The organism is Vreelandella aquamarina (genome assembly GCF_020075495.1).
In the GTDB taxonomy this organism is placed as follows: Bacteria; Pseudomonadota; Gammaproteobacteria; order Pseudomonadales; family Halomonadaceae; genus Vreelandella; species Vreelandella aquamarina_A.
Map to the genome: position 1 here is coordinate 451913 of NZ_JABYQT010000001.1, position 26274 is coordinate 478186.

25 protein-coding genes are annotated in these 26274 nt (G+C 60.7%); 9 read left to right on the top strand and 16 right to left on the bottom strand.

The features are described from left to right. Window positions 1–31: 31 nt before the first annotated feature. The 4 genes from HW452_RS02075 (at window position 32) to HW452_RS02090 (ending at window position 4845) form a co-directional block, all read left to right on the top strand. Complete coding sequence (locus HW452_RS02075; RefSeq protein ID WP_224104442.1) at window positions 32–274, top strand: GlsB/YeaQ/YmgE family stress response membrane protein; 243 nt, start codon at window positions 32–34, stop codon at window positions 272–274. Between the two features lie 161 nt (window positions 275–435). Next, window positions 436–2901 carry a YbeU/YbeR family protein gene (locus HW452_RS02080; RefSeq protein WP_224104443.1) on the top strand — a complete coding sequence of 822 codons (2466 nt, stop codon included), beginning with the start codon at window positions 436–438 and terminating at the stop codon, window positions 2899–2901. Window positions 2902–2986: 85 nt separating this feature from the next. Beyond that, complete coding sequence (locus HW452_RS02085; RefSeq protein WP_425348080.1) at window positions 2987–3619, top strand: C40 family peptidase; 633 nt, start codon at window positions 2987–2989, stop codon at window positions 3617–3619. Between the two features lie 38 nt (window positions 3620–3657). Next, the gene (locus tag HW452_RS02090; protein WP_224104445.1) at window positions 3658–4845 is read left to right on the top strand and encodes an MFS transporter; all 1188 of its coding nucleotides are present in this window, start codon (window positions 3658–3660) and stop codon (window positions 4843–4845) included. Here HW452_RS02090 and HW452_RS02095 read toward each other — a convergent pair. Genes HW452_RS02095 through HW452_RS02115 form a run of 5 tightly spaced genes read right to left on the bottom strand, consistent with a single transcriptional unit; the run spans window position 4833 to window position 9617 of the window. Next, a complete protein-coding gene (locus HW452_RS02095; RefSeq protein ID WP_224104446.1) occupies window positions 4833–5465 on the bottom strand; it encodes an ATP-binding cassette domain-containing protein in 633 nt (210 codons plus the stop codon). The genes HW452_RS02090 and HW452_RS02095 overlap by 13 nt on opposite strands. Then, window positions 5458–6276: an ATP-binding cassette domain-containing protein gene (locus tag HW452_RS02100; RefSeq protein ID WP_224104447.1), complete on the bottom strand. Its 819-nt coding sequence runs from the start codon at window positions 6274–6276 to the stop codon at window positions 5458–5460. The genes HW452_RS02095 and HW452_RS02100 overlap by 8 nt, the downstream gene beginning before the upstream one ends. A 16-nt stretch (window positions 6277–6292) precedes the next feature. Then, entirely contained in the window at window positions 6293–7093 is an 801-nt protein-coding gene (locus HW452_RS02105; RefSeq protein ID WP_224104448.1) for an ABC transporter permease, read from the bottom strand. Then, window positions 7090–8088, bottom strand: a complete 999-nt coding sequence (locus HW452_RS02110) for an ABC transporter permease (protein WP_224104449.1) — start codon at window positions 8086–8088, stop codon at window positions 7090–7092. The genes HW452_RS02105 and HW452_RS02110 overlap by 4 nt, the downstream gene beginning before the upstream one ends. After that, a complete protein-coding gene (locus tag HW452_RS02115) occupies window positions 8079–9617 on the bottom strand; it encodes an ABC transporter substrate-binding protein (RefSeq protein ID WP_224104450.1) in 1539 nt (512 codons plus the stop codon). Before HW452_RS02115 ends, HW452_RS02110 begins: the two co-directional genes overlap by 10 nt. 172 nt (window positions 9618–9789) lie before the next feature. On the opposite strand from HW452_RS02115, the gene nikR reads away from it, so the two are divergent. Next, a complete protein-coding gene (gene nikR, locus HW452_RS02120) occupies window positions 9790–10191 on the top strand; it encodes a nickel-responsive transcriptional regulator NikR (RefSeq protein WP_224104451.1) in 402 nt (133 codons plus the stop codon). 102 nt (window positions 10192–10293) lie between these two features. On the opposite strand, the gene HW452_RS02125 is transcribed toward nikR, so the two are convergent. Then, window positions 10294–10776 (bottom strand): FKBP-type peptidyl-prolyl cis-trans isomerase, encoded by a 483-nt coding sequence (locus HW452_RS02125; protein ID WP_224104452.1) that lies wholly within the window; start codon window positions 10774–10776, stop codon window positions 10294–10296. A 182-nt stretch (window positions 10777–10958) separates the two neighbouring features. On the opposite strand from HW452_RS02125, the gene HW452_RS02130 reads away from it, so the two are divergent. Beyond that, window positions 10959–11237: a hypothetical protein gene (locus HW452_RS02130; RefSeq protein WP_224104453.1), complete on the top strand. Its 279-nt coding sequence runs from the start codon at window positions 10959–10961 to the stop codon at window positions 11235–11237. A gap of 79 nt (window positions 11238–11316) precedes the next feature. Here the strand turns inward: HW452_RS02130 and HW452_RS02135 are convergent, their stop codons facing one another. The 8 genes from HW452_RS02135 to HW452_RS02170 form a co-directional block, all read right to left on the bottom strand. Next, the gene (locus HW452_RS02135) at window positions 11317–11784 is read right to left on the bottom strand and encodes a glycine zipper 2TM domain-containing protein (protein ID WP_224104454.1); all 468 of its coding nucleotides are present in this window, start codon (window positions 11782–11784) and stop codon (window positions 11317–11319) included. Between the two features lie 236 nt (window positions 11785–12020). Continuing rightward, window positions 12021–13619: an isocitrate lyase gene (locus HW452_RS02140; RefSeq protein WP_224104455.1), complete on the bottom strand. Its 1599-nt coding sequence runs from the start codon at window positions 13617–13619 to the stop codon at window positions 12021–12023. 311 nt (window positions 13620–13930) lie between these two features. Then, on the bottom strand, window positions 13931–15109 hold the full coding sequence (locus tag HW452_RS02145; RefSeq protein ID WP_224104456.1) for a cupin domain-containing protein: 1179 nt from the start codon (window positions 15107–15109) through the stop codon (window positions 13931–13933). Window positions 15110–15150: 41 nt separating this feature from the next. Next, window positions 15151–16536 carry an adenylosuccinate lyase gene (gene purB, locus HW452_RS02150; protein WP_224104457.1) on the bottom strand — a complete coding sequence of 462 codons (1386 nt, stop codon included), beginning with the start codon at window positions 16534–16536 and terminating at the stop codon, window positions 15151–15153. A gap of 77 nt (window positions 16537–16613) precedes the next feature. After that, window positions 16614–17255 (bottom strand): high frequency lysogenization protein HflD, encoded by a 642-nt coding sequence (gene hflD / locus HW452_RS02155; RefSeq protein ID WP_224104458.1) that lies wholly within the window; start codon window positions 17253–17255, stop codon window positions 16614–16616. Continuing rightward, entirely contained in the window at window positions 17252–18409 is a 1158-nt protein-coding gene (gene mnmA, locus HW452_RS02160) for a tRNA 2-thiouridine(34) synthase MnmA (protein ID WP_224104459.1), read from the bottom strand. The genes hflD and mnmA overlap by 4 nt, the downstream gene beginning before the upstream one ends. Window positions 18410–18482: 73 nt before the next feature. Further along, window positions 18483–18932: an NUDIX domain-containing protein gene (locus tag HW452_RS02165; protein WP_224104460.1), complete on the bottom strand. Its 450-nt coding sequence runs from the start codon at window positions 18930–18932 to the stop codon at window positions 18483–18485. After that, entirely contained in the window at window positions 18929–19540 is a 612-nt protein-coding gene (locus HW452_RS02170) for a pseudouridine synthase (RefSeq protein ID WP_224104461.1), read from the bottom strand. The genes HW452_RS02165 and HW452_RS02170 overlap by 4 nt, the downstream gene beginning before the upstream one ends. Before the next feature lie 227 nt (window positions 19541–19767). Between HW452_RS02170 and HW452_RS02175 the strand changes: the two genes are divergently transcribed. The 3 genes from HW452_RS02175 (at window position 19768) to clpA (ending at window position 25028) form a co-directional block, all read left to right on the top strand. Further along, on the top strand, window positions 19768–22002 hold the full coding sequence (locus HW452_RS02175; RefSeq protein ID WP_224104462.1) for an NADP-dependent isocitrate dehydrogenase: 2235 nt from the start codon (window positions 19768–19770) through the stop codon (window positions 22000–22002). Window positions 22003–22308: 306 nt separating this feature from the next. After that, window positions 22309–22614 (top strand): ATP-dependent Clp protease adapter ClpS, encoded by a 306-nt coding sequence (gene clpS, locus HW452_RS02180; protein WP_224104574.1) that lies wholly within the window; start codon window positions 22309–22311, stop codon window positions 22612–22614. Between the two features lie 137 nt (window positions 22615–22751). Next, window positions 22752–25028 carry an ATP-dependent Clp protease ATP-binding subunit ClpA gene (gene clpA / locus HW452_RS02185; protein ID WP_224104463.1) on the top strand — a complete coding sequence of 759 codons (2277 nt, stop codon included), beginning with the start codon at window positions 22752–22754 and terminating at the stop codon, window positions 25026–25028. Window positions 25029–25166: 138 nt separating this feature from the next. On the opposite strand, the gene infA is transcribed toward clpA, so the two are convergent. Both infA and HW452_RS02195 read right to left on the bottom strand, forming a co-directional pair. Then, entirely contained in the window at window positions 25167–25385 is a 219-nt protein-coding gene (gene infA, locus HW452_RS02190) for a translation initiation factor IF-1 (protein WP_007111068.1), read from the bottom strand. 147 nt (window positions 25386–25532) lie between these two features. Beyond that, complete coding sequence (locus HW452_RS02195) at window positions 25533–26267, bottom strand: arginyltransferase (protein ID WP_224104464.1); 735 nt, start codon at window positions 26265–26267, stop codon at window positions 25533–25535. Window positions 26268–26274 lie beyond the last annotated feature (7 nt).

The following is a 26274-nucleotide window of genomic DNA, read 5'->3' on the forward strand; positions in this document are numbered from 1 at the left end:
CCCTGACTAAAGTGGATATCAAGGAGGCACTATGGGCTTTATTGCATGGTTGATCATTGGTGGTCTGGCTGGCTGGATCGCCGGCAACATCATGCGCGGCGGCGGTTTCGGCATCTTGGGCAACATTGGCGTAGGTATTGTCGGTGCGCTGCTGGGTGGTTTCCTGTTTACCTTGCTGGGCCTTCACGCGGGCGGTTTCATCGGCTCGCTGGTGACAGCAACGGTAGGTGCCATTGTCCTGCTCTGGGTAATAAGTAAGGTCAAAAAAGCGTAGTATCCTCCAGCTTACATGTGATTGCTGCCCGGCCTTGCGCCGGGCAGCGTCGTTTTACGTCATCCCTGCCGTTTTGTTATCGGTCTTGGCACCACTTTCCGTTACACTAGGCCGCTTTATTCTGGCGCATTGCCGATGGATTTTTGCTTTCGAGGTGTCTCTTGGTCGACGCGTTAAATGCCTGGTGGGCTCAACAGCTAGTGTTATGCGATTGGGCATTTACCCCCCACCCTCTGTCGGTGGATTCTCAGGCGGCCGAACAGCGCCTCCTGGCACTGGGTATCACCAGCCGTCACGAGCTGGCCGAACAGCTTTTTCATACGCTCGGCCCAAGCACCGGCCACGCTGACCGTTTGCTGGGGGCACTTGAGTGGACCGCCCTGGCCGGCGCTGCCGGATGGCTTGATGCCGCACAGGCGCATACCTGGGCGCATCATGTCATCCGTCGTATCAATACCGAACACGGCGACCTGCGTGCCTGGCTTTCAGAACTGCGACGGGCGTTGGGCGCCAGGGGATGGGGGCAGGGAGAGAATGATCGCTTTATCGACGCCTGCCAGGCGCTCTCCACCCTCGAAAACGAGGGCGAAGGGGTTACCTGGGAGATGCTGCGCCAGGCACTTGCCGAGCTACCCGCGCCAGCCTCTGTATGGCCACAAGCACCACAAGCGCAACCCTGGCGGCTGTGTGCCCTGTTTCGACCGGTCATCAGCTATCCGGCAAGCCATGCCGACTGGCCCGAGGCCAGCCAATGGCTCGAGCGTATCTGGCAGATCCATGGCCGCGAGCAGCTTCTCGAGGTGGCGCTATGGCTGGGGGCCCAGGGTGAACGCCAGCGCTGGGATATTGAAGCTCGTGAGCTTCTGGGCATGGATAATACCCAGCGCCTTGCCTGGCAGCACGACGCCATCGAAGACGCGCCCTACGCAGGTGTACTCAATGAATTCGTGGGCCATGGAGAGCCGCTCGAGTGGGCCGCCTGGGACTGGCTGCGGCTGGTGGAGATTGCCTGGGCCGGCGCCTGCTGCGGCTGGCTTAGCCAGGCCGAAGCCGACGATCTTGCAGGCCACGCCGCGTATCTGATCAGCCATCGCTACCACGACTGGCACGCACTACTGAAAGCCTACCTGCGTGGGCAGAGCCTGTTCGAGGGCATCGACCGGCGCGACATGACGCCCAGTGCCCACCATGTGCTGCTGCTCGATGCACCCCACAGCCCCTGGAAAGGCTCACCTGCAAGCCTGCTTGATGAGGCGACCCGCAAGGCGTCCGAGCAGCGTATTCGAGGATGGCGCAATACGCCCCATCACTGGCTGCTGGCGCTTTCCGGGGTACGCGAGCCGGACGTCATGCTGCGCCAGCGCGACCCCGGCGCCCCGGTGGCCGAAGCGCGACGGGCGGATGCCGCCCTCTACCTGCAGGAGTCGCTTGGCCTGCACGCCGACGAGGGTCACGAAGTGATGGCTCGCTACTGGCTGCCGGCCCAGGCCCACCATTTGAATCAGCTGGCTGCCGATGCGGTACACGGCGTGCTGCCGCCTTCACAGACGTCCTTTGGCCAGCCAACCGCCGACGAGCTGAAACAGCGCAATGCGGTCAAAGGGGTCAGCCGCCATGCAGCGACCATCCACATGGCCGAAAAATTCGCCTTTTATCTGCACATGGCCCTGGACAGTGGCCTGTTCGAGCGTGAGCCGCTGCTGGACCATGCGCGTTCGCTGCGCAGCTGTTTGTGCCGTTTCTACCCAAGCCCCAAGCGCCTTCTGGAGGCCTGGTTCGCCTGGGAGAGCTGCCTTCCCGAACCCGAGCATGCCTCGCTGATCAATGAAATTGCCTGGCACCTGGAAGACCCGGGGAGCCTCTTCTACTGGCTGGATTGGCGCCCGGATGCCTGGTGCGAGCCGGGTGGACGACCCACGCTTTCCCATTTCACCGCCATGTCGCTGGTCGGGCCACTCAACAGCGCCGTGTGGAGCGAGCCAAAGCCGGAAAGCCCGCGGGAGTGCGCTGATATCCGGGAGTGGGTGGAGAGTCATTACCATCTGAGCAGCGCCGCTGATATGCAGGAGTTCCTGACCTTCATGCTGGAGGCGGGCGACCGGCAGGAGTATCAGATCAACTACGCTCCCTATACGCTCAACCCGGAGCGTCTGAAAGCCGAAATCGCCATTCTGGAATCCGGTGACTGTGCCGAGGAGGAGCGCCACCACCTGCTGCGCCTGCGTCGTGTACAGGGCAATGAAGATGGCTGTAACGATGTCGACATGGCCGCGTGGGATATTGCCCAGCTGGTAGATCTGGCCATTGCCGCCCGCCAGCTTGGCTGGCTGGAGAGCCAGGCCTTTGCCGACGTGCTTGACCGCGCCTATCAGCTGGCCGCCGACCACTATGCAGGGTGGCAGGAGTATGCCGCCGGCATGTACGCCGGGTTCTCCTTTTTCATGGGCGAGACGCCGGAGCGAGAAAGCTTTCTCGCCGGGTTCCGCCAGGCCATGGTGGCCTGGATCTGTGGGGCGCCGGTGCTGGCGGGCCCCTGGGCGAGCCTTGATTTTCCAGGCAATAAACCACGCCATTTCGCCCCGCTGCATATCGATACGCTGCCGGGCGATCAGCGGACGTTACATTGAGGCTCGCCAAGCATGCATGACCTGGCTTATAGTCTGGCTTTTGTTGTTCACCTTACTTTCCCAACAATATTACGAGGTTAAGCGCATGGTTGCGTTGCCACGCCCCGCTGTGACCGCTGTCCGTGTTATAAGTGCTTGTATTGTAGTTTCTTTTTTGGCTGGATGTGCGGGCTCCTCAAGACAGAACATGGAGCCGCCCGCCGATTATTTCTCGATGACGCTGCCGGGGATGCAAAATGGGTTCAGCCCGCAGATGTCGCCAGTGAATAATTCGGTTGCCCAGTTACGCAGTTTCCAGACACCGCCACCTACGCTAGTACGCCAAGCGCTTTTGGAGCAGCACCAGCGATGGTCGGGGACGCCCTATCGAATCGGTGGCACGACAGCCAAGGGGGTCGACTGTTCAGGGCTGGTACGCAACGTTTATCGTGAAATGTTCAATGTAGAATTGCCCCGTTCCACCTACGAGCAGGTACATGAGGGACGCGCGATCGACCGCCAGGAGCTGCAGGCGGGCGATCTGGTGTTCTTCCGTCCCCCCGGCAACAATCATGTGGGGATTTACGTGGGCGATGGTTATTTTCTACACGCCTCCACATCGCAGGGTGTGATTATCTCCAGTCTGGACAACAGCTACTGGCAGCGCTACTACTGGCAATCGCGGCGCGCTCTGGAACCCACCAATCTGGCGTATCTGAGCAGTAACTTCACGCCTTGATGATCAAGCGGGTCGTCAGGCCCGTGATCGAGAAGGGAATGATTGCAGACAAGACGCGCGCCTGGTGGCGCGCCACCATGGCCTTGTGCTTAGGGTCATTTCTGGTATTCATCAATCTTTACGTTCCGCAGCCCCTGCTGCCGGAGCTCAAGGCCGCGTTTGACGTATCGACCCTGGGCGTGAGCCTGCTGATGTCCGTCGCCACGCTCTCCCTGGCACTGGCGCTTTTAGTGTTTGGGCCGCTTTCCGATGCCATTGGCCGCGAGAGCATCATGCGTATCACGCTGCTGCTGGCCGGGGGGCTGTCGCTTGCGTTGGCATTTGCGCCTAACTTCGAAAGTCTTTTGCTGCTGCGCCTGCTTCAGGGCTTCGTGCTGGGAGGCCTGCCTGCCGTAGCGATTGCCTGGATGGGGGATGCGTTCGAAAAGCCGGCACTCCTGAGCGCGGTGGGGCTTTATATCGGGGCGAACTCGCTGGGCGGGATCAGCGGGCGCCTCGTCGGTGGGGCGGCGGCAGGCATTGGTGGGCCCCAGGCGGCGTTTGTCGCCGTGGGCTTGATGACGCTGGTGGGCTGCGCGCTGTTCTGGCGCCTGCTGCCCGACAGCCGCACCTTCGTGCCTCAGCGGTTTGAACTGCGTCGCGCACTTGCCGATCTGCTCGGCCATCTACGCACCCCGGTACTGCTGGCCGCTTACTGTCTGGGCGGCATCAACTTTCTGATTTTCATCAATCAGTACAGCTATATCACGTTCCGCCTGGCCGCTGAACCTTATCATCTGGCCGCCAGTGGGCTCGGGTTGATCTTTCTGACCTATCTGGGTGGCACTTTCGGCTCCACCGTGTCCGGGCGTCTGGCCCAGCGCTTTTCGCCCGCTACCTGCATGATGGCCGGCGTCATCATTCTGATGGCCGGCACTGCCGTTACTCTGAGTAGATCCCTTGAGCTGATCATCCTGGGGCTGACCATCAACGCCTTTGGCTTTTTCATGGCTCACTCGCTGGCCTCCAGCTGGGTAGGCCGCTACGCTCAGGGTGCCCGCGGCAGCGCGTCCGCGCTCTATCTGGTGTTCTACTACGTAGGCGCCAGCCTCGGGGGCGTCTGGCTGGAGTTTTTCTGGCAGGCTGACGGCTGGCACGGTGTTGCCTGGGGGTCGTGGATATTACTGAGCATCACGCTGACGATTACCCTGGGCATGCGCCGTTTCGAGCGGCGTCAGGACAGCTGATAGTGCTCGGCGGCGTGCAGCCGGGCATTTTCCAGGTGGTAGCGGCGTTGGCACAGGCGCCTGAGCAGGGCGGCATCGTGGCTGATCACCAGAACGCCGAGCTTGCGCTTTTCCGCTTCTGCCTTCAATGCTTGCCAAAGGGCCAGTTGGGTAATCGGGTCAAGCATGGTCGATATCTCATCGGCAATCAGGTAGCGTACCCCCGGCGCCAATGCGCGCAGCACGCAGACACGCTGCAGCTCGCCCCCGGAAAGCGTGCGCACCGGCCGGTTCAGCCATTCAGGCTTTATTCCGAAGGCGCGGCGTAGCGTCTCCGGCGGCGCCCAGGCCTCGTTCAGCACGCGGGTGACCCGCCAGTGAGGATTGACCGCAAGTTCGGGGGATTGCGGCAGCCACTGTACCGGCCTGAGGCCCTTGGCGGGAAGCTGCTCGCCATCTATCCGGATATGGCCATGGGCAGGCTCGTCATGCCCGGCAAGCAGACGGCCAAGCGTTGATTTGCCTGCGCCGGAATCACCGCTCAGTCCGATCCACTCTCCCGCTCCAAGGCGCAGTGACACATCCTCGAAAAGGGGCGGCTGGGCGTGGAAGGCGTAGCGCAGCTGGCAGGCTTCAAGCAAGGTACGGCTCCTTCATGTACCCGCTATCCAGCGTGAAGGCGTTATCCGGCAGGGCCTGCCAGAGCGCCCGGGCATAGGCGCTTTGCAGCGCCTGGCCCGTGCCATGAAACATGTGCGCAGCCGCGGTTTCCACGCAGTGGCCCTCATGCATGACCGTGACGTGTTCGGCAATGGACAGCGCGTGGCGCAGGTCATGGGTAATCAGCATCACCGCCTTGCCCTGCCGGGCCAAGGCAGCCAACGCATCGAGCACCCGGTCTCTCTGGAGCGGGTCGAGCCCGACGGTAGGCTCATCGGCAATGACCAGCGACGCCTGGGTCACCTGCGCCATGGCGGTAAGCACGCGCCGCGCCATGCCGCCGGAAAGCTCGTGGGGGTACGCCTGGCAGGCGCGCTCATCAAGCTGGTAGTGGGCCAGCGCTTGGCAGGCTGCCTGGTGAGCGCCAGCGGGAGAAAGCCCCGCCCGGCGTGCTGCCCAGCCCACCTGGCGCTGGCTGCGCGCCAACGGGTCCAGGGCGCTCAGCGATTGCGGAATCAACGCAAGCTCTCGGCCACGCAGTGCGCGTTTACGCCGCTCATCGAGCGCTGCCCCCTTGAAAAAGCAGCGCCCGCCTGACCGTGCATCTTCTGGCAAGAGCCCCATGATGGTGTGGGCCAGCAGGCTTTTGCCGGCGCCCGACGCGCCCACGATGGCGTGTACGCTTCCCGCCGTCACGCTCAAGCTGAGCTGGTTCAGGTGAGTGGCATAACGGCGCCGCCAGAAGCGTGGGTAGTACGGCAGCGCAAGCGATAGTTGCTCGATACGTAGCATCAAGGTCTCCAGGCCGTCATAGGGCGCGTCGTGCGCTGCTTGCGATACGTTCGATGCTCAGTACCATCAGCAGCAGCCCAAGCCCCGGAAACACGCCAAGCCACCAGTAACCCCCGCTCAGGTAGCGCATGGCATCGGCCAGCAGGAGACCGATGGCCGGCTGGCTGGGGCTCAAGCCAACGCCTAGAAACGTGAGCGCTGCTTCATGCAAGATGGCGTGGGGAAACAGCAGCAGCGCTCCGACCAGGCAGTGCGGCAGCGCGTGGGGCAGAAAATGATGCAGCAGGATAAACCCCCGGGATTTACCCAGCGCTCGGGAAATGCCGATATAGGGCGCCGCGCGCAGTTGCAAGAGCTCGGCACGCAGCACCCGCGCAAGGCCAGGCCAGTGAGTGATAGCAACGGCGATGACCACTGCCTGCAGGCCGCCGCCCAGAGCAAAGGCAATCAACAGCAGCAGGACAAGATGGGGGACGCTGAGTAGTGTATCGATCAGCATGCTGATCAGAGCATCCAGGCGTGACGAAAAAGTGGCCAGCAGCGCCAGTCCAAGCGCGATGGCGCTGCCCAGCAGTGCCGCCAGAAAACCCACCTGGAAGCTCAGGGCAAGCCCCGCCAGGGTGCGTGCCCAGAGCTCGCGGCCCAACGCATCGGTGCCCAGCCAGTGATCGAGGCCGGGCGGGGCCAGGCGAGCCTCGAACTGCATGCGAGTCGGCAAGTCGCCCAGCCACCACTGGGCGTATAGCAGCGCCAGTAACAGCAGTGCCAGAAGGCTTGAGCAGACAAGCGCGCGCAGGCGTGGCTGAGTGGTTTTCATGATGACATTGCCGCCGGTTTTCGAGGCCTGCGCATACGCGGATCAATAACGTGGTAAAGAGTATCAGCCAAGGTGTTGCCGGCAATGACAAAAAGCGCGGTAAACAGGGTAATGCCCAGCAGCAGCGGCACGTCACTGCGCAGCCCGGCCTCGACCGTTGCCTGGCCAAGGCCCGGGTAGGCAAACACCTGCTCGATCAAAACCGAGCCACCAAACAGCTCGCCCAGTGAGGCCAGTGCCAGCGTCAGCGCGGGAAGGCTTGCATGGCGCACGCCATGACGCCAGGCGATATCCGCCCGACTGGCGCCCTGGGCAAAGGCGTGGGTAGCGATATCCGAGCGCATCAACGCCACCATGCGCGCTCGCGTGTGCAGCGTGATCGAGGCCGTGCCCAGCAGCGTCAGTGTGATGACCGGCAGGACCAGATGGTGAAGGCGGGTAGCCAGGTGAATAGCTTGATCTGACACGCCGACGGGCCCGGCGCAGCATACCGGCGTCCAGCCAAGGTAGACCGAAAACAGCAGAACGCCCAGCAGCGCCAGCCAGAAGGTGGGGGTCGAGGCGGTTACGTAGGCATAGGCGCTGATGATCTTGTCCAGCGGCGAATGCTCCTTGGCGCCGGCCAGCACGCCTAGCGCGAACCCCAGCAGTAGCGACAGCAGCCAGGCGCTGCCAAGTAGTGCCAGCGAACGCATGAAGCGCTGGCCGATGACATCGCCAACAGGCTGGTCATAGACATGGCTCATGCCCAGGTTGCCGCTTGCCAGTTGCTGCAACCAACGGCCAAACTGCACCGGGGCCGGAGCGTCAAACCCCCAGCGGCTGGCGATAAGTTCGCGCTGCTCCGGGCTTACCTGGGCCACCAGAGGGCCGAGATAGGCGTTTACCGGGTCGACCGGCGAGGCCATCATCAGCCCAAACGACACCCCGGCCACGCAGAGCAGTATCAGCCCCAGCCGCAGCAGGCGACGTAGCGTGGCAAGCGCTAGTCGCACGTCCAGCGCCACTCGAGCAGATTGGCCGTTACCGGCCAGCCGTGGCCATGCGGGGCAACCCCCAGCTCGCCAGTGTCCAGGCACGTGTCTGCTGCGTAGAGGTGGGCCAGGTTGACCATCCAGGCCCAGCTGGCATCACCGCGCACGCCGTAGCCTGTTTCACCATCCCACTGGGCAGCCTGCCAGTGGCGGTTGGCCTCATGCGTACTCGCCGCTGCCTGGGCTGCCTCCAAGTGGCGGTCTACGGCAGGATTGGCGTAATAGCCGCTGTTGTAGAAGCCGTTGCCCGCCTGCTGGCTGTGGTAGAGATAGTAGACCTCCTGGGGGCTGTGGCTGCCAAAGCCCATTACCACGGCGTCCTGATGCAGCGCCAGGCGCTGAATCTCGTCCCAGTGGCGCCCGGTTGGCTGCATCTCGATACCCAGCGGACGTACCATCTCGGCGCTTACCTCGGCAAGCAGTTGCCGGGTGCTGTCACCGGCGGGGTAGGTCAGCCTGAAGCGGGCGGGCTGGCCGTCCTTGTGGCGCAGGCCGTCGTCCTGCCGTTGCCAGCCAGCCGCATCGAGCAAGGCGCCCGCTCGCTCAAGGTCGGGCGCCTTGACCTCTTCGTCGTGATGGCTCCAGGGAAGCCCGTCTGCCGGGCCAAACGCGGGGCGACCGTAACCATTGAGCACGACATCCACCAGCGTCTGGCGGTCCAGGGCCAGGTTGATCGCCCGGCGAATCGCGATATCCGCCGTTACATCGTTGCCAACGGGGGCACCGGAGGGGGCGCGCTCACTCTGCACAGGGCGCATGGGAAACATGATGCCCCGATTATCCACGCTCTGCATCGTGACGGCCTGCATATGCGAAGGCATGGCGTTTGCCAGCGTCGGCGGCAGGGCGGCCAGATCGACGCTGCCGGTACGCGCAGCGTTCAGCGTGGTGTCTTCGCCGGTAAATAGAAACACGAGACGCTCGAAGGCAGGCGCTTGCCCGTAGAAATAGGGGTTGCGCTCGACGATCAGCTGCTCGCCCTCCTGCCACTCCACCAGCTGGTAGGGGCCGGAGCCAAGCGGTTGGCGTCCATAGCCTTCGCCATGGCCGTTTTCACGGCTGGCAGCGGGCACGATCCCCAGCGTCACCAGCTGATCGACAAAGGTAATGCGCGGCTGGTGAAGCGTCAGCGCCACGTGCTGCGAGTCAAGGACGGTCGCTTCCTCCAGCGCGCTGAGGTCAGCCCGCCCGCCCGCCTGGGCTGCTGCGTTGAAGGTGTAGGCTACGTCCATGGCCGTGAGCGCACTACCATCTGAAAAGCGCGCATCGTCGCGTAGGGTGATGATCCAGGTCAGTCGATCGTCCGAGAGTTCCCAGGCGGTGGCAAGCTCGGGCTGCAGATCAAGGTTGGCATCACGGGAAAGCAGGGTCGACTGAAACAGCGGGTTGCCATACTGCCCCCAGCCCAGCAGCGGGTCGAATCCCTGTTCGGGCTCGCCGCCGATGGCCAGCACCAGCTGCTCCTTGGCGCTGACAGGGGTTGTGATCATCAGGCAACCGGCGGCCACAGCCAGCAGTCGAGTGCGAAGAGGTGGTAGCATTGTGATTATCTTCTTATACGAAATGGTATGACGTTTTTACAATAACATCATACCCGGCGCGTCAAAAAGGCGCTACGCTGCCGACCCGCTAAAGACAAGAGATCAGGTAAAGGAGACAGGTATGCAGCGCATCACGGTCACGCTGGATGAAGAGTTGCTGAACGACGTCGATGAGCTGATGCGCAGGCGTGGCTACCAGAACCGCTCTGAAGCGATTCGCGACCTGACCCGCAGTGGCTTGAAGCAGGTAAAGGAGGAGGCCGTGCCGCAGGCGCCCTGCATGGGCGCGCTGGTCTATGTGTATGACCACGCCGCGCGGAATCTGCCTGGGCGATTGACGCGCCACTCTCACGATCATCACGACCTGACGCTGTCAACACTGCATGTACATATCGACCACGACAGCTGTCTGGAAGTCGCTTTGCTGAAAGGGAAGGGCCAGGAGCTCAAACGCTTTGCCGATGAAGTGACCTCGTCGCGCAGCGTACGCCATGGTCAGCTCGTGTTGATTCCAGATGCTTGAGCTGCCCATATCGAAGCATTCAGATATGAAAAAGGGGCGGCCTGCAGGCCACCCCTCTTGATAAGCGCAAGCTAGGCCAATGCGGCCAGCTCGTGTTGGCAATCAGTGCTCAACGCCGCCTTCACCATGCACGTGGCCGTGCTCGGCCTCTTCCTGGCTTGCTTCGCGAACGCTTGCAATCTCAACGTCAAAGTTGAGGTGTTCACCGGCCAGCGGGTGGTTGCCGTCAACGATGACCGTGTCACCCTCGACGCTCTTGACCGTTACCATCAGCGGGCCGCCCTGGGTCTGGGCCTGGAACTGCATGCCAGGCTCGATGCCCTCGACGCCCTGAAAGGCATCGCGCGGTACTTCTTGCACCAGCTGTTCCTGAACTTCACCGTAACCCTCTTCAGGGGCTACTTTCACGTTCAGCTTGTCGCCCGCCGCACGGCCTTCCAGCTCCTTTTCCAGACCCGGAATGATGTTGCCCGCGCCGTGCAGGTAGGTCAGCGGCTCACGACCTTCAGAACTGTCTAGCACTTCACCTGCATCATTGGTCAGGGTGTAGTGGAACGCGACAACCGAGTTTTGCGCAATTTGCATTGGATAACCTTTCGGTGAGTGCATGTCCCAACATGGTAACGCGTGAGGCTTGGCTTGTCAGGGGGTAAGCCTGGGTTTTTGCGCGCATCCGGCCAACGCGGTATTGCGCCTCAGAAGGACGAGGGATACCCTAAGCCGACCAATTTCCCCCTCTTTGCAACCCTCATTCATCGGAGTTTGCTATGACGATCTTTCTTATCTGGCTCATTGCACTGTTGCTGATTGCCTACTTCGCCGATCGACGCTGGAATCATGGTGTCAGTCAGGGACTCGACCGCCTTTTGCCTAACGTTTTGAAAAGTCATGGCGAAAATCGATACCTATGGGTAGCGGCGCTGGCCGTGCTGGGTGCCACTGCACTGGTTCGCCCGGTAGAGATCCTGCTGGTAGCCATTTTGCTCGCTCTGATCGGCCTGATCGTCATGAAGCTTGTCGGCTGGGCGAACAACATGAGCCATTGAGTGTTTCAAGGCACACGTTAAAAAGCCCGGCATCTTTCGATGCCGGGCTTTTTTTATATAGATTAACTAACGCGCTGGATCAGTAGGGAGCTACGCTCAGATTGCCCCCGCTGCCGATCAGGCGAACACGCTGACCAGCCTGATACTGGTGGTCGGCACGCTGTACGACGACTACATCGCTGCCGTCGTCACGGCGGATTTCCATTTCAAGGGCGCTTACGCGGTTAGCGCGCTCTTCAGCCGCCGAGCCAGCAACGGAGCCACCCAGGGCGCCGGCAACGGTGGCCAGCTGACGGCCCGTACCGCCGCCTACCTGACTACCCAACAAACCGCCGATGACCGCACCACCACCAGTGCCTAGAAGGCCTCCTGCGCGGCTATCCGCCTGGATCTGTACCGGGCGAATGGCAACGATGGTGCCGTAGGCAACGCTTTGGCCCGTTTGCGCCTGGTTACCGCGATAGACATCGCCAGAATAGGTAGATGTGTTGGCACAGCCTGCCAGGGTCAGAATGCTCAGCGCAGCAACAGGTAGTAAACGTTTCATCAAAACCTCCAGAATGTGGCAGCTTGCAAAGGCCAGAAAGAGCGCTTCAATTATAGAACAGTGTTCGCTAAAAGATACTCGAAGCGTATCGCTTTGACCAGCGCTGGATTAAAAAGATCATCATGAGTAGCAATATAGACAGGGAATAAGAAAACAGTGTGCACCAATCATGATAAAAAACCAGGAGCCGAAGGCTCCTGGTCGATGGCGCTGCCACTTGACTGCAGGCGGGCAGCCTAGCCGAACTGATTCATGGTGTTGTCCTTGCCGCCGGCCTTGAGTGCCGCGTCGCCGTGGAAGAATTCCTTGTGATCGTCGCCAATATTGGAGCCGGCCATGTCCTGATGCTTTACCGTGGCGATGCCCTGGCGTATCTCTTCGCGCTGGACACGACGGACGTAGGCCAGCATGCCCTCATCGCCAAAGTATCCTTTGGCAAGGTTGTCGGTAGAGAGCGCGGCGGTGTGATAGGTCGGCAGCGTGATCAGGTGATGGAAGATGCCTGCCTCCCGTGAAGCGTCGCGCTGGAAGTTGCGCGTCCACTCATCCGCCAGCTGGCCAAGCTCCGTATTGTCGTACTCCACGCTCATCAGCTTGTCGCGGCTATAAGCCGACACATCCTTGCCTTGCTGCTCCCAGGCATCAAACACCTGCTGGCGGAAGTTGAGCGTCCAGTTGAACGACGGCGAGTTGTTGTAGACCAGCTTGGCATCGGGCACTACTTCACGAATGCGGTTGACCATGCTGGCGATCTGCCCGACGTGGGGTTTTTCGGTCTCGATCCACAAAAGATCCGCGCCGTTTTGCAGGCTGGTAATGCAGTCCAGTATCACGCGATCTTCACCACTGCCGGGCTTGAACTGGTAAAGGCCGGAAGCAAGACGCTTGGGCTTGACCAGCTTGCCGTTTTGCTTGATCACCACATCGCCATTGTTGATATCGTCGGCGCTTGTGATTTCGTCGCCATCCAGAAAGCTGTTGTACTGATCGCCCAGGTCCCCTGGCTCGTTGGTCACGGCGATCTTCTGGGTCAGGCCCGCGCCAAGGGAGTCGGTGCGCGCCACGATCACGCCATCTTCCACGCCAAGCTCGAGGAATGCGTAGCGCACGGCATTGATCTTGGCCAGAAAGTCCTCGTGAGGCACCGTGACCTTGCCATCCTGGTGGCCGCACTGCTTTTCGTCGGATACCTGGTTCTCCAGTTGAATGCAGCAGGCGCCGGCCTGAATGAATTTTTTTGCCAGCAGATAGGTAGCCTCGGCGTTGCCAAAACCGGCATCGATATCGGCAATGATCGGGACGATATGCGTTTCATAGCCGTCGATTTTGGCGATGGCATCCTGCTCACGGGCGCTATCGCCGGCGGCCTTGGCGTCGTCGAGTTCACGGAAAAGATGATTGAGTTCCCAGGCATCGGCCTGTTTCAAGAAGGTGTACAGCTCTTCAATCAGGTTGGCGACCGAGGTCTTTTCATGCATGGACTGATCGGGCAGCGGGCCGAATTCGGAGCGCAGGGCAGCGACCATCCAGCCGGAAAGGTAGAGGTAGCGGCGCTTTGTGGTGCCAAAGTGCTTCTTGATCGAGATCAGCTTCTGCTGGCCAATGAAGCCATGCCAGCAGCCCAGCGACTGGGTGTACTGGGCGGTATCGGCATCATAGGCGGCCATGTCATCGCGCATGATTCTGGCGGTATAGCGGGCGATGTCGAGTCCGGTGTGAAAGCGATTCTGGGCGCGCATGCGGGCGGCATACTCAGGCTTGATCGCCTCCCACTTGCCGCTCTGGGCTTCGCGCAGCTGGGCCATGGCTTTGATGTCGTTGAGCAGTCCAGTCATAGGGATCTCCAAGGTTGTCGTAGCGATTCGCAAGCAGGTGCTGCCATGTTGCGCTTGCGAAGAGTTTTCAGCCGGGGCTGACCGAGCACTTGCAACCGCAGTGTTGCCAAGCAGATCAGTCAGCGCTGCAGTGCAATAACTATCGACGACGAGCAGAGATCCAACAATTGACACTTGGGGGCAGGCGGGGTTGTAGCTAAACGACAGCGACTCGGCAAAATGGCGTGTTCTTGTAGTCGTTTTTCGTCAGAGCAGCAAAAGGTGTATAAAAAAACGCCACCCGAAGGTGGCGTCGTTGCGAGCAGTTATGCTTACTCTTCGTCCTCGTCTCCCATGAAGCCCAGGCTGCCGGCGTTCACCAGATGCGTCAGCAGGGCGGCGGCGCCTTCAAGCTCGAGTACCTCTTCGTACATGGGTTCGGTATCCGCCACGCGTTGAGCAAGTGCCTCGGCGCAGGAGTGACCATCGCCATCCACGAACAGCGTGGTGCCGCTTGAGTCGCTGTGCCAGGCAAAGCGTGAACCGGGCATGTGGAAGAGCGGCTCGCCGCCTTTCAAATGCTCGACCAGCGCGGTTTCTTCCATGGGGGTGTCCAGCGGCACGACCTGATCCATGTACTTGGGCTGGGTCATCACGCGGCCAAACCACTGGGCGATCTGCGCGGGATTATCCAGCGTTGCCAGCATGAACTGGCGCATGCGCTCGATGGCCGCATCGTCGAGCTCGCCAGTCTGGCGGGCAGGTTGCATGCCTGCATCGCTGTAGCGCCTGGAGGCCGGCAGCTGCTCGCCCAGGTAGTCGGCGTAGGAGGTGATCGACTCGTCCGCCGAGGGCGCTCGAAAGCCTACCGAGATGGTCATGCAGTCGTCGGTCTGGCTGACGCCGTGGTGTGCCCAGCCCGGGGGCAGGTACAGCATGTCGCCAGGTGCCAGCGTCCAGTCGGAATCCGGCTCGACCTCGAAGGTTTCCAGGATGCGCAGGTCGATGCCCTGAATAATCGGCGCGTCATCCGCCTGCTTGCCGCCAAGCTGCCAGCGGCGCTGACCGCTTGCCTGTAGTAAAAAGACATCGTACTGGTCGATATGCGGACCCACGCTGCCGCCGGGAGGGGCGTAGCTGATCATGATATCGTCCAGGCGCCAGCGGGGCAGAAAGTCGAACTCGTCCATCAGCGCGGCAATGGAGGGCACGTAGTGATCCACGGCCTGAACCAGCAGGCTCCAGTGCCCTTCGGGCAGGCGCTCGAAGGTCGCTTCGTCAAACGGGCCGTGGGAAACCTGCCAGGCACTGTCCGGGCCTTTCTCTTCGACCAGGCGCGCTTCCACACCGGGTTCACAGGCAAGCCCGGCAAGCTCGTCGGGCTCGATGGGGCTGACGAAATCCGGGATAGCACCACGAATCAGCAGCGGTTTCTGTTGCCAGTAGTTGGCCAGAAAGTCTGCCGGCGTCAGATCGCCCAGCAGGGTGAGTGGCTTGTCGTGTTGGCTCATGGCGGTATCCTAAGTGAGTGACTGCGCGCTCGTGGGCGCGCTTATAAGCTGTCCAGGTGTTGGGTAAGCGCGTGGGCCTGGGCCGTTGCATTACCAATATAGCGTGCCGGTGAAAGCTCCTTGAGCTCTGCCTTGACGTCGTCGGGCAGCTGTAGAGTATCGATGAAGGCGGCAAAGCCTGCCTGGTCGATCCGTTTGCCCCGAGTCAGTTCCTTGAGCTTCTCGTAGGGTTTTTCAATCCCGTAGCGGCGCATCACGGTCTGGATCGGCTCGGCGAGCACTTCCCAGCTGTTGTCCAGATCCTCTGCCAGACGCTCGGGGTTGGCTTCGAGCTTGCCGATGCCCTTGAGGCTGGCGTGATAGCCGATCAGGCCGTAAGCCAGGCCTACCCCCAGGTTTCTGAGCACGGTGGAGTCGGTCAGGTCGCGCTGCCAGCGGGAAATCGGCAGCTTCTGGGCCAGATGGCCAAGCACCGCGTTGGCGAGCCCCAGGTTGCCCTCGGAGTTTTCGAAATCGATCGGATTGACCTTGTGCGGCATGGTGGAGGAGCCGATTTCGCCCTCTACCGTGCGCTGCTTGAAGTAGCCCAGCGAAATGTAGCCCCACACGTCGCGATCAAAATCGATCAGGATGGTGTTGAAGCGGCAGATGGCATCGAACAGCTCGGCAATGTAATCATGCGGTTCGATCTGCGTGGTGTAGGGGTTGAAGCAAAGGCCCAGTCCCTCGACGAACGTGCGCGCGTTGGCTTCCCAGTCGATGTCCGGGTAGGTCGTCAGGTGGGCGTTGTAGTTGCCTACGGCACCGTTGATCTTGCCCAGAACCTCGACCCGCTCGATCTGCTTGAGCTGGCGCTTCAGGCGATACGCCACGTTGGCCATTTCCTTGCCAAGCGTGGTGGGGCTTGCGGTCTGGCCGTGGGTGCGCGAGAGCATCGGTTGCGCTGCGTGGGCAATGGCAAGCTTGGCCACCTCGTTTGCTACCTCATGCATGGTAGGCAGCAGTGCCTTGAGGCCGTCGGCCAGCATGACCCCGTAGGAAAGGTTGTTGATGTCTTCCGAGGTGCAGGCGAAGTGAATGAACTCGGTGACGGCATTCAATTCACCGTTACCGGCGATCTTTTCCTTCAAGAAGTACTCGACGGCTTTGACGTCGTGGTTGGTGGTGCGCTCGATTTCCTTGATACGCTCGGCGTCTTCAAGCGAGAAGTCGCCAATCAGTTGCTCGAGAAACGCACTCGCCTCGGCAGAAAGCGGCGGCACTTCGGTAATCTGGTCGTGCTCTGCCAGGCGCTGCAGCCAGCGAACTTCCACAATGACACGGGCGCGAATCAGGCCAAACTCGCTGAAGTGTTCGCGCAGGGCCGAGGCTTTGGCACCGTAGCGGCCGTCAACGGGGGAGAGAGCAGTCAAGGCGGAGAGTTGCATGGCGTCGTTTCCAAGTAGTTCAAGAGTAGGTGATTCAACAGCAAACGTGTGTAATGGCCCGGGGGCAGGCTATCGCGTTACCCCAGGCTGTCCAGCGCGCGGCGCAGCGCCTTGCGCTGGAAGACCAGTTTCCAGCGGCGGCCTCCCTGTTGATGCCAGAGAAGGCCGAAGCGCACGCCGGACAGCAGGCAGGCGCGAACGCGCTCGGGCATCATGCGACTCTGCAGCAGGGAGGGGTCGCCCTGCACGACAATGCGTGTCTTGAAGGTCGAGATGGTGTCCTGATACGCCTCGCCCAGGCTTGCAATCACGTTTTCGTGGGTGGTGCCGAAGTGTTCGGCCTGGCCCTGAATGCGACTCAGGTGCTGGCCCAGCGTATCCATCATGTCAGCGTCGGTACGCAGCTTGTTCATGACCAGCAGAATCGAGAAACCGTAGCGCAGTACCACCGGATTCGCCTGCCTGCGGCCCACCAGGGCTTCGAGGGTTTCAAGGCCCCGGCGCAGGTTGTTGGGGTGGCCGCCATAGATTGCTTCGAAACTGGCCGGGTTGGTATCCACGGTGGCTTTGATCAGCGTTTCCCAGGCGCGGGTGTCCACCTGGCCGGTGCGAGCCAGCTCATCGACCAGGCTGGCGGCCTGGAATACGCCCGCCAGCGCCAGGGCCTGGCGCAGAGCCGGCGAGTCCGGCGCGCGGTGAATCGGCGTGGGCGTGGTCATGCGCCTGCCTCCGCGGCGTTCCAGGTCGCGCGGATGACGCCGCCGCCCAGGCAGATGTCGCCATCGTAAAGTACCAGCGACTGGCCGGGCGTGACCGCCCACTGCGGATCATCGAAGGTGACCTCCACGCCGCCATCGAGCAGGGTGCGCATTTCGCAGGGGCAGTCGCTCTGGCGGTAGCGGGTCTTGGCGGTAAACCGGCCTGAGGGAGCGGGTGGTTCACCGGCCACCCAGTCCATGGCTTCGGTGGCCAGGGTGTCGGACAGAAGCAGCGGGTGCTCCTTGCCTTGAACCACGATCAGCACGTTGCGCTCGAGATCCTTGGCGGCCACGTACCAGGGCTCTTCCGAGTAGTTGGCAAGCCCGCCGATGCCCAGACCCTGGCGCTGGCCCAGGGTGTAGTACATCAATCCCATGTGATCGCCGATGACATCACCCTCTGGCGTTTCGATCTTGCCGGGTTGGGCGGGCAGGTACTGCTGCAGAAAATCGCGGAAACGGCGCTCACCGATAAAGCAGATGCCGGTGGAGTCCTTTTTCCTGGCCGTGATCAAATCAAACTGTTCGGCCAGGGCGCGGACCGCCGGCTTTTCAAGCTCCCCCACCGGGAACAGCGTCCGGGCGATGGCGGCCTCGGGTACGGCGTGCAGGAAGTAACTCTGATCCTTGTTGCCATCCAGGCCCTTGAGCAGGCGCGGGCGAGCATCGTTATCGCCCTGGCGCACCCGGCCTTCACGAACGTAGTGGCCGGTGGCGATCTTCTCGGCACCCAGCATTTCGGCGTACTCGAGAAACACCTTGAACTTGATTTCCCGGTTGCACAGGATATCCGGGTTGGGGGTGCGTCCGGCCTTGTACTCGGCGAGAAAATGCTCGAACACGTTATCCCAGTACTCGGCGGCAAAATTGGCCGTATGCAGCTTTATGCCCAGCTTGGCGCACACCGCCTCGGCGTCGGCAAGGTCTTCCTTTGCCGTGCAGTATTCGGTGCCGTCGTCCTCGTCCCAGTTCTTCATGAACAGGCCTTCCACCTCGTAACCCTGCTGCTGCAGGATCAGGGCGGAAACGGATGAATCGACGCCACCCGACATGCCGACAATCACTTTGCCGGTAGCGGGTGTGCTGGTCGTGGGCGAGCCAGTGGTGGATGTCATTGGCATCCTCGGTTGAAGTGGTATGCAATTGGGCGGTGATTATACACGATGGGGGCTTGCGGCTTCGAGTGCTTCACTCGCGGATGACGCTCAGCGGATAGCCACGTTCGCAGGCAGCGTCCTCGATACGTCTGAGCACCAAGGGGCTTCTCAACCGGCTCTGGGCGTGCAGGGCACGGATTTCCTCAAGGGTCAGCCAGTGGGTCGCCGTGATATCTGGATCAAGCGGTGTATCAAGCAGGGCCACGGGCTCGGCCGTGAAGCCATGGCTGTGAAAGGTCTTGTCGTGGGTATGAAAAACGTACAGTCCCAGGTAGCCGGTCAGCATGACGCGCCAGGCGGTTTCTTCTTCTACCTCGCGCAGTATCGCCGCGACCGGTCCTTCGCCGGGCTCGATATGCCCGGCCGGCTGGTTGAATACGGTCTGCGGGCCGCCCTTGGCTTCTTCCACCAGTAAAAAGTGGTCGTCTTGCTGAATGACGCAGGCGGCGGTGCTGTGGATGATGCCGCCACGCGTGCTCAAGAGTGTCTCCGCGCTCGGGAAGCGGCGGGCTTGCCCGAGCGCTTCGCGGGCTTTGCCGGGCGAGGGGCATGCAGGGTTTCACGGCGCCACTCGCCGGGCGCGAGGTCACCTAACTGCCAGGGGCCGATGGCGGCACGAATCAGCCGTAGTGTGGGAAAGCCCACGTGGGCGGTCATGCGCCGCACTTGACGGTTGCGCCCTTCACTGATGGTCAGTTCGAGCCAGCAGGTAGAGGGATGGCGTTTGGGGTCGATGGCCGGTTCGCGAGGCGCAAGCGCAGGCGCGGCCATGAGCCGCGCCTTGGCAGGCCGGGTGGGGCCATCTTTGAGATTGATACCACTGCGCAGAGCCTTGAGGGCGTTTTCGTCGATCTGGCCTTCCAGCTGCACCCAGTAGGTCTTGGGCTGCTTGTGGCGGGGATGAGCGATACGATGAATGAGCGCGCCGTCATCACTTAACAGCAAAAGCCCTTCAGAGTCGTAATCGAGCCGACCGGCGGCATACACGCCCGGTACATTCATGACGTCGGCCAACGTGGCGCGTCCTTCGTTATCGGTAAACTGGGAAAGCATGCGATAGGGCTTGTGCAGTAGATATAGGCTGCTCATAGAGTCTCTTGGGTCGTGCACCTGATTTGTCGACAATCTTCCATGCGGTTAACGTGCAGCGCTGGTATACTCCTGCGTGAGCTGGAGTCGTCGTCAACACCACCGAAGTGATAGTAAAGCAGCCCGTCAAGCTGCTCCGCGCGCTTCGCGGCACGGTCTATCGTCGAATGAGCCGCGTAGCTTAGGATTTTATAACTAAAGCGACTAGAAAAGAGGTTAACGCAAAAATGTCCCAAACGCCGAAGATCATTTATACGCTCACCGACGAAGCCCCTGCGCTCGCGACATATTCCCTGTTACCGATTATCGATGCCTTTACCGACTCTGCCGGTATCATTGTTGAAACCCGCGACATTTCCCTGGCCGCCCGCGTGCTGGCCCAGTTTCCGGACCTGCTTGGCGACGAGCAGCGTGTAAACGACGACCTGGCCGAGCTTGGCAAGCTTGCCACCACGCCTGAAGCCAACATCATCAAGCTGCCCAACATCAGCGCCTCCGGCCCGCAGCTCAAGGCCACCATCAAGGAGCTTCAGAGCCAGGGCTACCCGCTGCCGGACTACCCGGACGAGCCTGCAAGCGATGAGGAAAAGGCCATCAAGGCCGCCTATGACAAGGCCAAGGGCAGTGCGGTCAACCCGGTACTGCGCGAAGGCAACTCCGACCGTCGTGCGCCGAAGTCGGTCAAGAACTATGCCCGTAAATACCCGCACCGCATGGGTGAGTGGAGCCGTGACTCCCAGTCTCACGTGGCGCACATGAGTGAAGGCGACTTTTACGGCAGCGAGCAATCCGCCATTATCGAGAAGGCCGGCAAGCTCAAGATCGAACTCCAGCAAAAAGACGGCACGACGACCGTTCTGAAAGAAGGCCTGGCGGTTCTCGAAGGCGAGGTGGTCGACGCCGCCTGCATGAGCAGCCGTCGCCTGCGCAGCTTCATCGACAGCGAAATCAGCGATGCCAAGGCGCGCAACGTGCTGTTCTCGCTGCATTTGAAAGCCACCATGATGAAGGTGTCCGATCCGATCATGTTCGGCATCGTGGTAGAAGAGTTCTACAAGGCCGCGCTTGAAAAGCACGCCGATGCGCTCAAGTCCGCCGGCTTCAACCCCAATAGCGGTATCGGCGATCTGTACAGCGCCATCGAGTCGCTGTCGAGCGATCAGCAGGAGGCGATCAAGAGCGATATCGACGCGCTCTATAAAGAGCGTCCGCCCATGGCGATGGTGAACTCTCACAAGGGCATCACCAACCTGCACGTGCCTTCTGACGTGATCATCGACGCTTCCATGCCGGCGATGATTCGTGACTCCGGCAAGATGTGGGGCGCCGATGATCAGCTTCACGATACCAAGGCCGTCATTCCGGATCGCTGCTATGCGACTATCTACCAGGCGGTGATCGAGGATTGCAAGAAGCACGGCGCGTTTGATCCGACCACCATGGGCAGCGTGCCGAACGTAGGCCTGATGGCGCAGAAAGCCGAAGAGTACGGCTCGCACGACAAGACCTTCCAGATGCCTGCCGATGGTACCGTGGTGGTCAGCGACGAAAGCGGCCAGACCCTGTTCAGCCACGATGTGGAGAAAGGCGATATCTGGCGTATGTGCCAGACCAAGGATGCGCCGATTCAGGATTGGGTGAAACTTGCCGTCACTCGGGCACGCGAAAGCGCCACGCCGGCCATCTTCTGGCTGGATGCCAACCGCGCCCACGATGCGCAGTTGATCAAGAAGGTGGAAACCTACCTCAAGGATCATGACACCAGTGGCCTTGATATCCGTATCCTGACCCCGGTCGATGCCATGGCGGTATCGCTTGAGCGTATTCGTAAAGGCGAAGACACCATCTCGGTGACCGGCAACGTGCTGCGCGACTACCTGACCGATCTGTTCCCGATCATGGAGCTGGGTACCAGTGCCAAGATGCTCTCCATCGTCCCGCTGATGAATGGCGGTGGGCTGTTTGAAACCGGCGCGGGCGGCAGTGCCCCCAAGCACGTTCAGCAGTTCTTGGAAGAGAACCACCTGCGCTGGGATTCGCTGGGCGAGTTCCTGGCCCTGGCCGCTTCTCTTGAACACCTGGGCAGCACCTTTGACAACGCGCGTGCCACGGTGCTTGCCAAGACGCTGGACGAAGCCAACGGCAAATTCCTCGACAGCAACAAGTCGCCCTCACGCAAGGTCGGTGAGCTCGACAACCGCGGCAGTCACTTCTATCTGGCGCTGTACTGGGCTCAGGCCCTGGCCGCCCAGAACGATGATGCAGAACTCAAGACGCTGTTTGCCCGTCTGGCAGAAACCCTCGAGAACAACGAAGAGACCATCGTGAACGAGCTTAACGCCGTTCAGGGTCAGGCCGTTGATATCAAGGGCTATTTCCGTCCGAGCGGCGAGCTTGCAAGCCAGGCCATGCGCCCCAGCAAGACGCTCAACGACGCGCTGGCCGTCGTTGCCAAGAGCTGATACCCCCTCGCCCTGGGTCGCCCAGGCAGTGTAGCATGACCCTCGTCCCTCAGCGGGCGAGGGTTTTTGGCTTTTGCGGTATGCTATTTTTCATCCTTTTTTAACGACTCTTTCAAGGACTCTGTGAACCCCTGTAGAACTTGAGCGTCATAGCAGGTGACTGGTTACCGTTGCGCCTTGCAATGGTCGAATGATACAGGCTAGGTCGTTTCCGGGGCCTTGAGATAACCAACAGTGCAATCTATGTCCATAGCGTTTGATATCAACGAGCCACTACGCGTGGTAGCCAGTACGACACGACCCGACATGCCGGACGATGGCGATATTGCCGTGCAGCAGGCCGAACCTGCGCTCGCCCAGCCGCCGCTTTACAAGGTCGTGTTGCATAACGACGACTACACACCCATGGATTTCGTCATCGAGGTACTTCAGGAGTTCTTCAACCTGGACAGCGAAAAGGCCGTGCAGATCATGCTGGCGGTGCATACTCAGGGCAAGGCAACCTGCGGCATCTTCACCCGCGACATTGCCGAAACGAAAAGCCATCAAGTCAATGAGTATGCCCGTGAATGCGAGCATCCGCTGATGAGTGATATCGAGGCTGCCAACTAGGAGCGTTGATAAAAATTTGTCGGCGAAGGCTTGCAACCGTGCCATTTGTACCCGATGTTGAGAGTACCGGTCGATTACACTGATCCGACGCAAGTCCTAGGGGGCGATACGCCCTAGGTAGCTAAAAGGGGACTGCCATGCTGAGCAAAGAACTTGAACTGACCCTGAACACGGCTTTCACCGTGGCACGCTCCAAGCGCCACGAGTTCATGACCGTCGAGCATCTGCTGCTGGCACTGTTGGACAATGCCTCTGCAGTCGACGTGCTGAAGGCGTGTGGGGCAAACCTCGACAAGCTGCGGTCCGACCTGCAGGATTTCATCAACTCGACCACACCGCTGATCCCCGAAGGTCATGGGGATCGTGAAACCCAGCCCACGCTTGGTTTTCAGCGTGTGCTGCAACGTGCGGTATTCCACGTTCAATCGTCGGGTAAAAGCGAAGTAACCGGCGCCAACGTGCTGGTCGCCATCTTTTCTGAACAGGAAAGCCAGGCGGTCTACTTCCTCAAGCAGCAAAGCGTTGCCCGCGTCGACGCGGTCAACTACATCGCTCACGGTATTTCCAAGGTGGCCGGCCATGATTCCGCTCAGCCCAATGCCTCTCAGGAAGGTGAGGATGTGGAGGAGGGCACTGCCGAAGGCGGCACTCATCCGCTCAACGGCTATGCCACCAACCTCAACGAGCAGGCGCGCCTTGGCAAGATCGACCCGCTGATCGGGCGCGATCATGAACTCGAGCGCGTGGTGCAGATTCTTGCCCGCCGGCGCAAGAACAACCCGCTGCTGGTGGGCGAGGCCGGGGTGGGCAAGACGGCGGTAGCAGAAGGGCTTGCCAAGCGCATCGTCGAAGAGGACGTGCCGGACGTCATTGCCGATGCAGTGGTCTACTCGCTGGACATGGGCGCGCTGCTTGCGGGTACCAAGTACCGTGGCGATTTCGAGAAACGCCTGAAAAGCCTGCTGAGTGAATTGCGCAAGCAGCCCAATGCGGTGCTGTTCATCGACGAGATCCATACGGTGATCGGTGCCGGCGCTGCCTCCGGCGGCGTGATGGACGCCTCGAACCTGTTGAAGCCGCTGCTCTCTTCAGGCGAGCTGCGCTGTATCGGTTCGACCACGTTCCAGGAATTTCGCGGTATCTTCGAAAAGGATCGGGCACTGGCACGCCGTTTCCAGAAGGTCGACGTACTGGCGCCTTCCGTCGACGACACGATCAAGATCCTCAAGGGCTTGCGTTCACGCTTCGAGGAGCACCACGAACTCAAGTATACCGACGGTGCGCTCGAAAGCGCGGCACGGCTTGCTGATCGTTACATCAACGATCGCCACCTGCCGGACAAGGCAATCGACGTGATCGATGAGGCCGGTGCTCACCAGCGTCTGCTGCCGCCCGAGGTGCGTACCTCGACGATCGACGTGGAGCAGGTGGAAGCCATCGTGGCCTCCATTGCCCGTATTCCGCCGAAGAGCGTTTCAAGCTCGGATCGCAAGTTGCTCGAAAAGCTTGACCGTGACCTGAAGATGCTGGTGTTTGGCCAGGACGAGGCCATCGACACGCTGTCGGCGGCCATCAAGCTGTCGCGCGCCGGGCTCAAGGCGCCGGACAAGCCCGTGGGCAGCTTCCTGTTCGCCGGACCCACCGGGGTGGGCAAAACCGAAGTGGCCAAGCAGCTTGCCCACATCATGGGCATCGAGCTTGTCCGTTTCGACATGTCCGAGTATATGGAACGGCACACCGTTTCGCGCTTGATCGGCGCGCCTCCCGGTTATGTCGGTTATGACCAGGGTGGGCTGCTCACCGAAGCGATCACCAAGCAGCCGCACTGTGTGCTATTGCTCGACGAGATCGAAAAAGCGCACCCGGAAGTCTTCAACCTGTTGCTGCAGGTCATGGATCATGGCCGTCTGACGGACAACAACGGGCGCGAAGCCGACTTCCGTCACGTGATCGTCATCATGACGTCCAATGCTGGTGCCGAGCAGGCCTCGCGTCGCTCCATCGGCTTTCAGAGCCAGGATCACTCGACCGATGCCATGGAAGTCATCCGGCGTACGTTCTCGCCGGAATTCCGTAATCGACTGGATGGCATCATTCAGTTCCATGCACTGCCGACGTCCATCGTACGCAACGTGGTCGACAAGTTCCTGATCGAACTGCAGGCCCAGCTGGATGAGAAGCGCGTACAGCTGGATGTCGACGATCTGGCGCGGGATTGGCTGGCCGAGAAGGGCTACGACCCGGACATGGGGGCTCGCCCCATGGCGCGCCTGATTCAGGAAAAGCTCAAGAAGCCGCTTGCCGAAATGATCCTGTTTGGTGAGCTGGCCGAGCATGGCGGAATCGTGCATGTCAGCCTGGAAGAAGGTGAGCTGCATCTCTCGACCGAAGCCGAAATGGCGGATGCGCCCTGAAAAGGGCGCTAAGAACGCCTTGATGCGTAGCGCCTGAACACGCCATGAGGTGACGCTACAGCGCCCTGTCTTCGACGGGGCGTTGTCGTATACAGGGGTGGCGCCGTGCTGCAGTGGCTGAGCAGGCGTCAGACAGGCTTAGCGCGAACGGTAGACGATACGGCCTTTGGAAAGGTCGTAAGGCGTCAGTTCCACTTTTACTTTGTCGCCGGTCAGAATGCGGATGTAGTTTTTACGCATCTTGCCCGAGATATGAGCGGTAACGACGTGGCCGTTTTCCAGCTCAACACGGAACATGGTGTTGGGAAGGGTATCGACAATCACGCCTTCCATTTCAATATGATCTTCGCGTGCCATATAGGCAGATCCTCACTTATTTAACGTAGTTTGAAACCAGAAACCGATTCAGAATCCAGGTGCCAGATCGCTGGCCTATAGGAAACAGCGCTATATTGTGCCGTAAGCCCGTCGTCAAGGCAAAAAAGCTGGCCCAATTTATGCGTTTTAACGAATCAAGGGTCGCCAGTGACGGCCATCGAGTATTTCGATGGGGGAAAAATCCTGTTTGTAACGCATCTTGCGGCACTCTTCTATCCAGTACCCCAGATATAAATGTGGCAGCGATCTCTCGCGGCTGAGCTCGATCAGCTCGAGAACGGCGAGCGTGCCCAGCGAGCGTTTGTCCCAAGCATCACCCACGGCGTAAAAGGTATATATCGCCGAGAGACCGTGCTCCAGCTGATCAAACGCGCACACGGCCAACAGCTCCTCGCCCAGATACATCTCCAGTAAAAAGGCGTAGGGTTCGGATAGTGTCAGAAAGGTGCGGTACTGGTCACGGCTGGGCGGGTACATGTCGCCATCAGCGTGACGCTTTCGAATATAGTCGGCGTAGAGCTCGTAGTGGCGCGCCTCGTAACGGGCGGGCACTACTCGGGTAGTAATATCCTGGTTGCGTCGCCAGACCTTGCGCTGGGCGCGGTTGGGCGAAAACGCCTCGACCGGGATGCGTACGGAGCGGCAGGCGTTGCAGTTTTCGCAGTGCGGCCGGTAGAGGTGGCGCCCGCTTCGTCGAAAGCCCAGCAGCGAGAGAGAGTCGTACACGCCGCGCACCGGGGATTCCTGCGGGTCCAGAAACAGCGTGGTCGCCTCTTTATCAGGCAGGTAGCTGCAGGTATGCGGCACGGTCAAAAAAAAGCGCAGATCCCGCACTGGGCGACGCGGAGCATTGCTACTCACAGCTTGC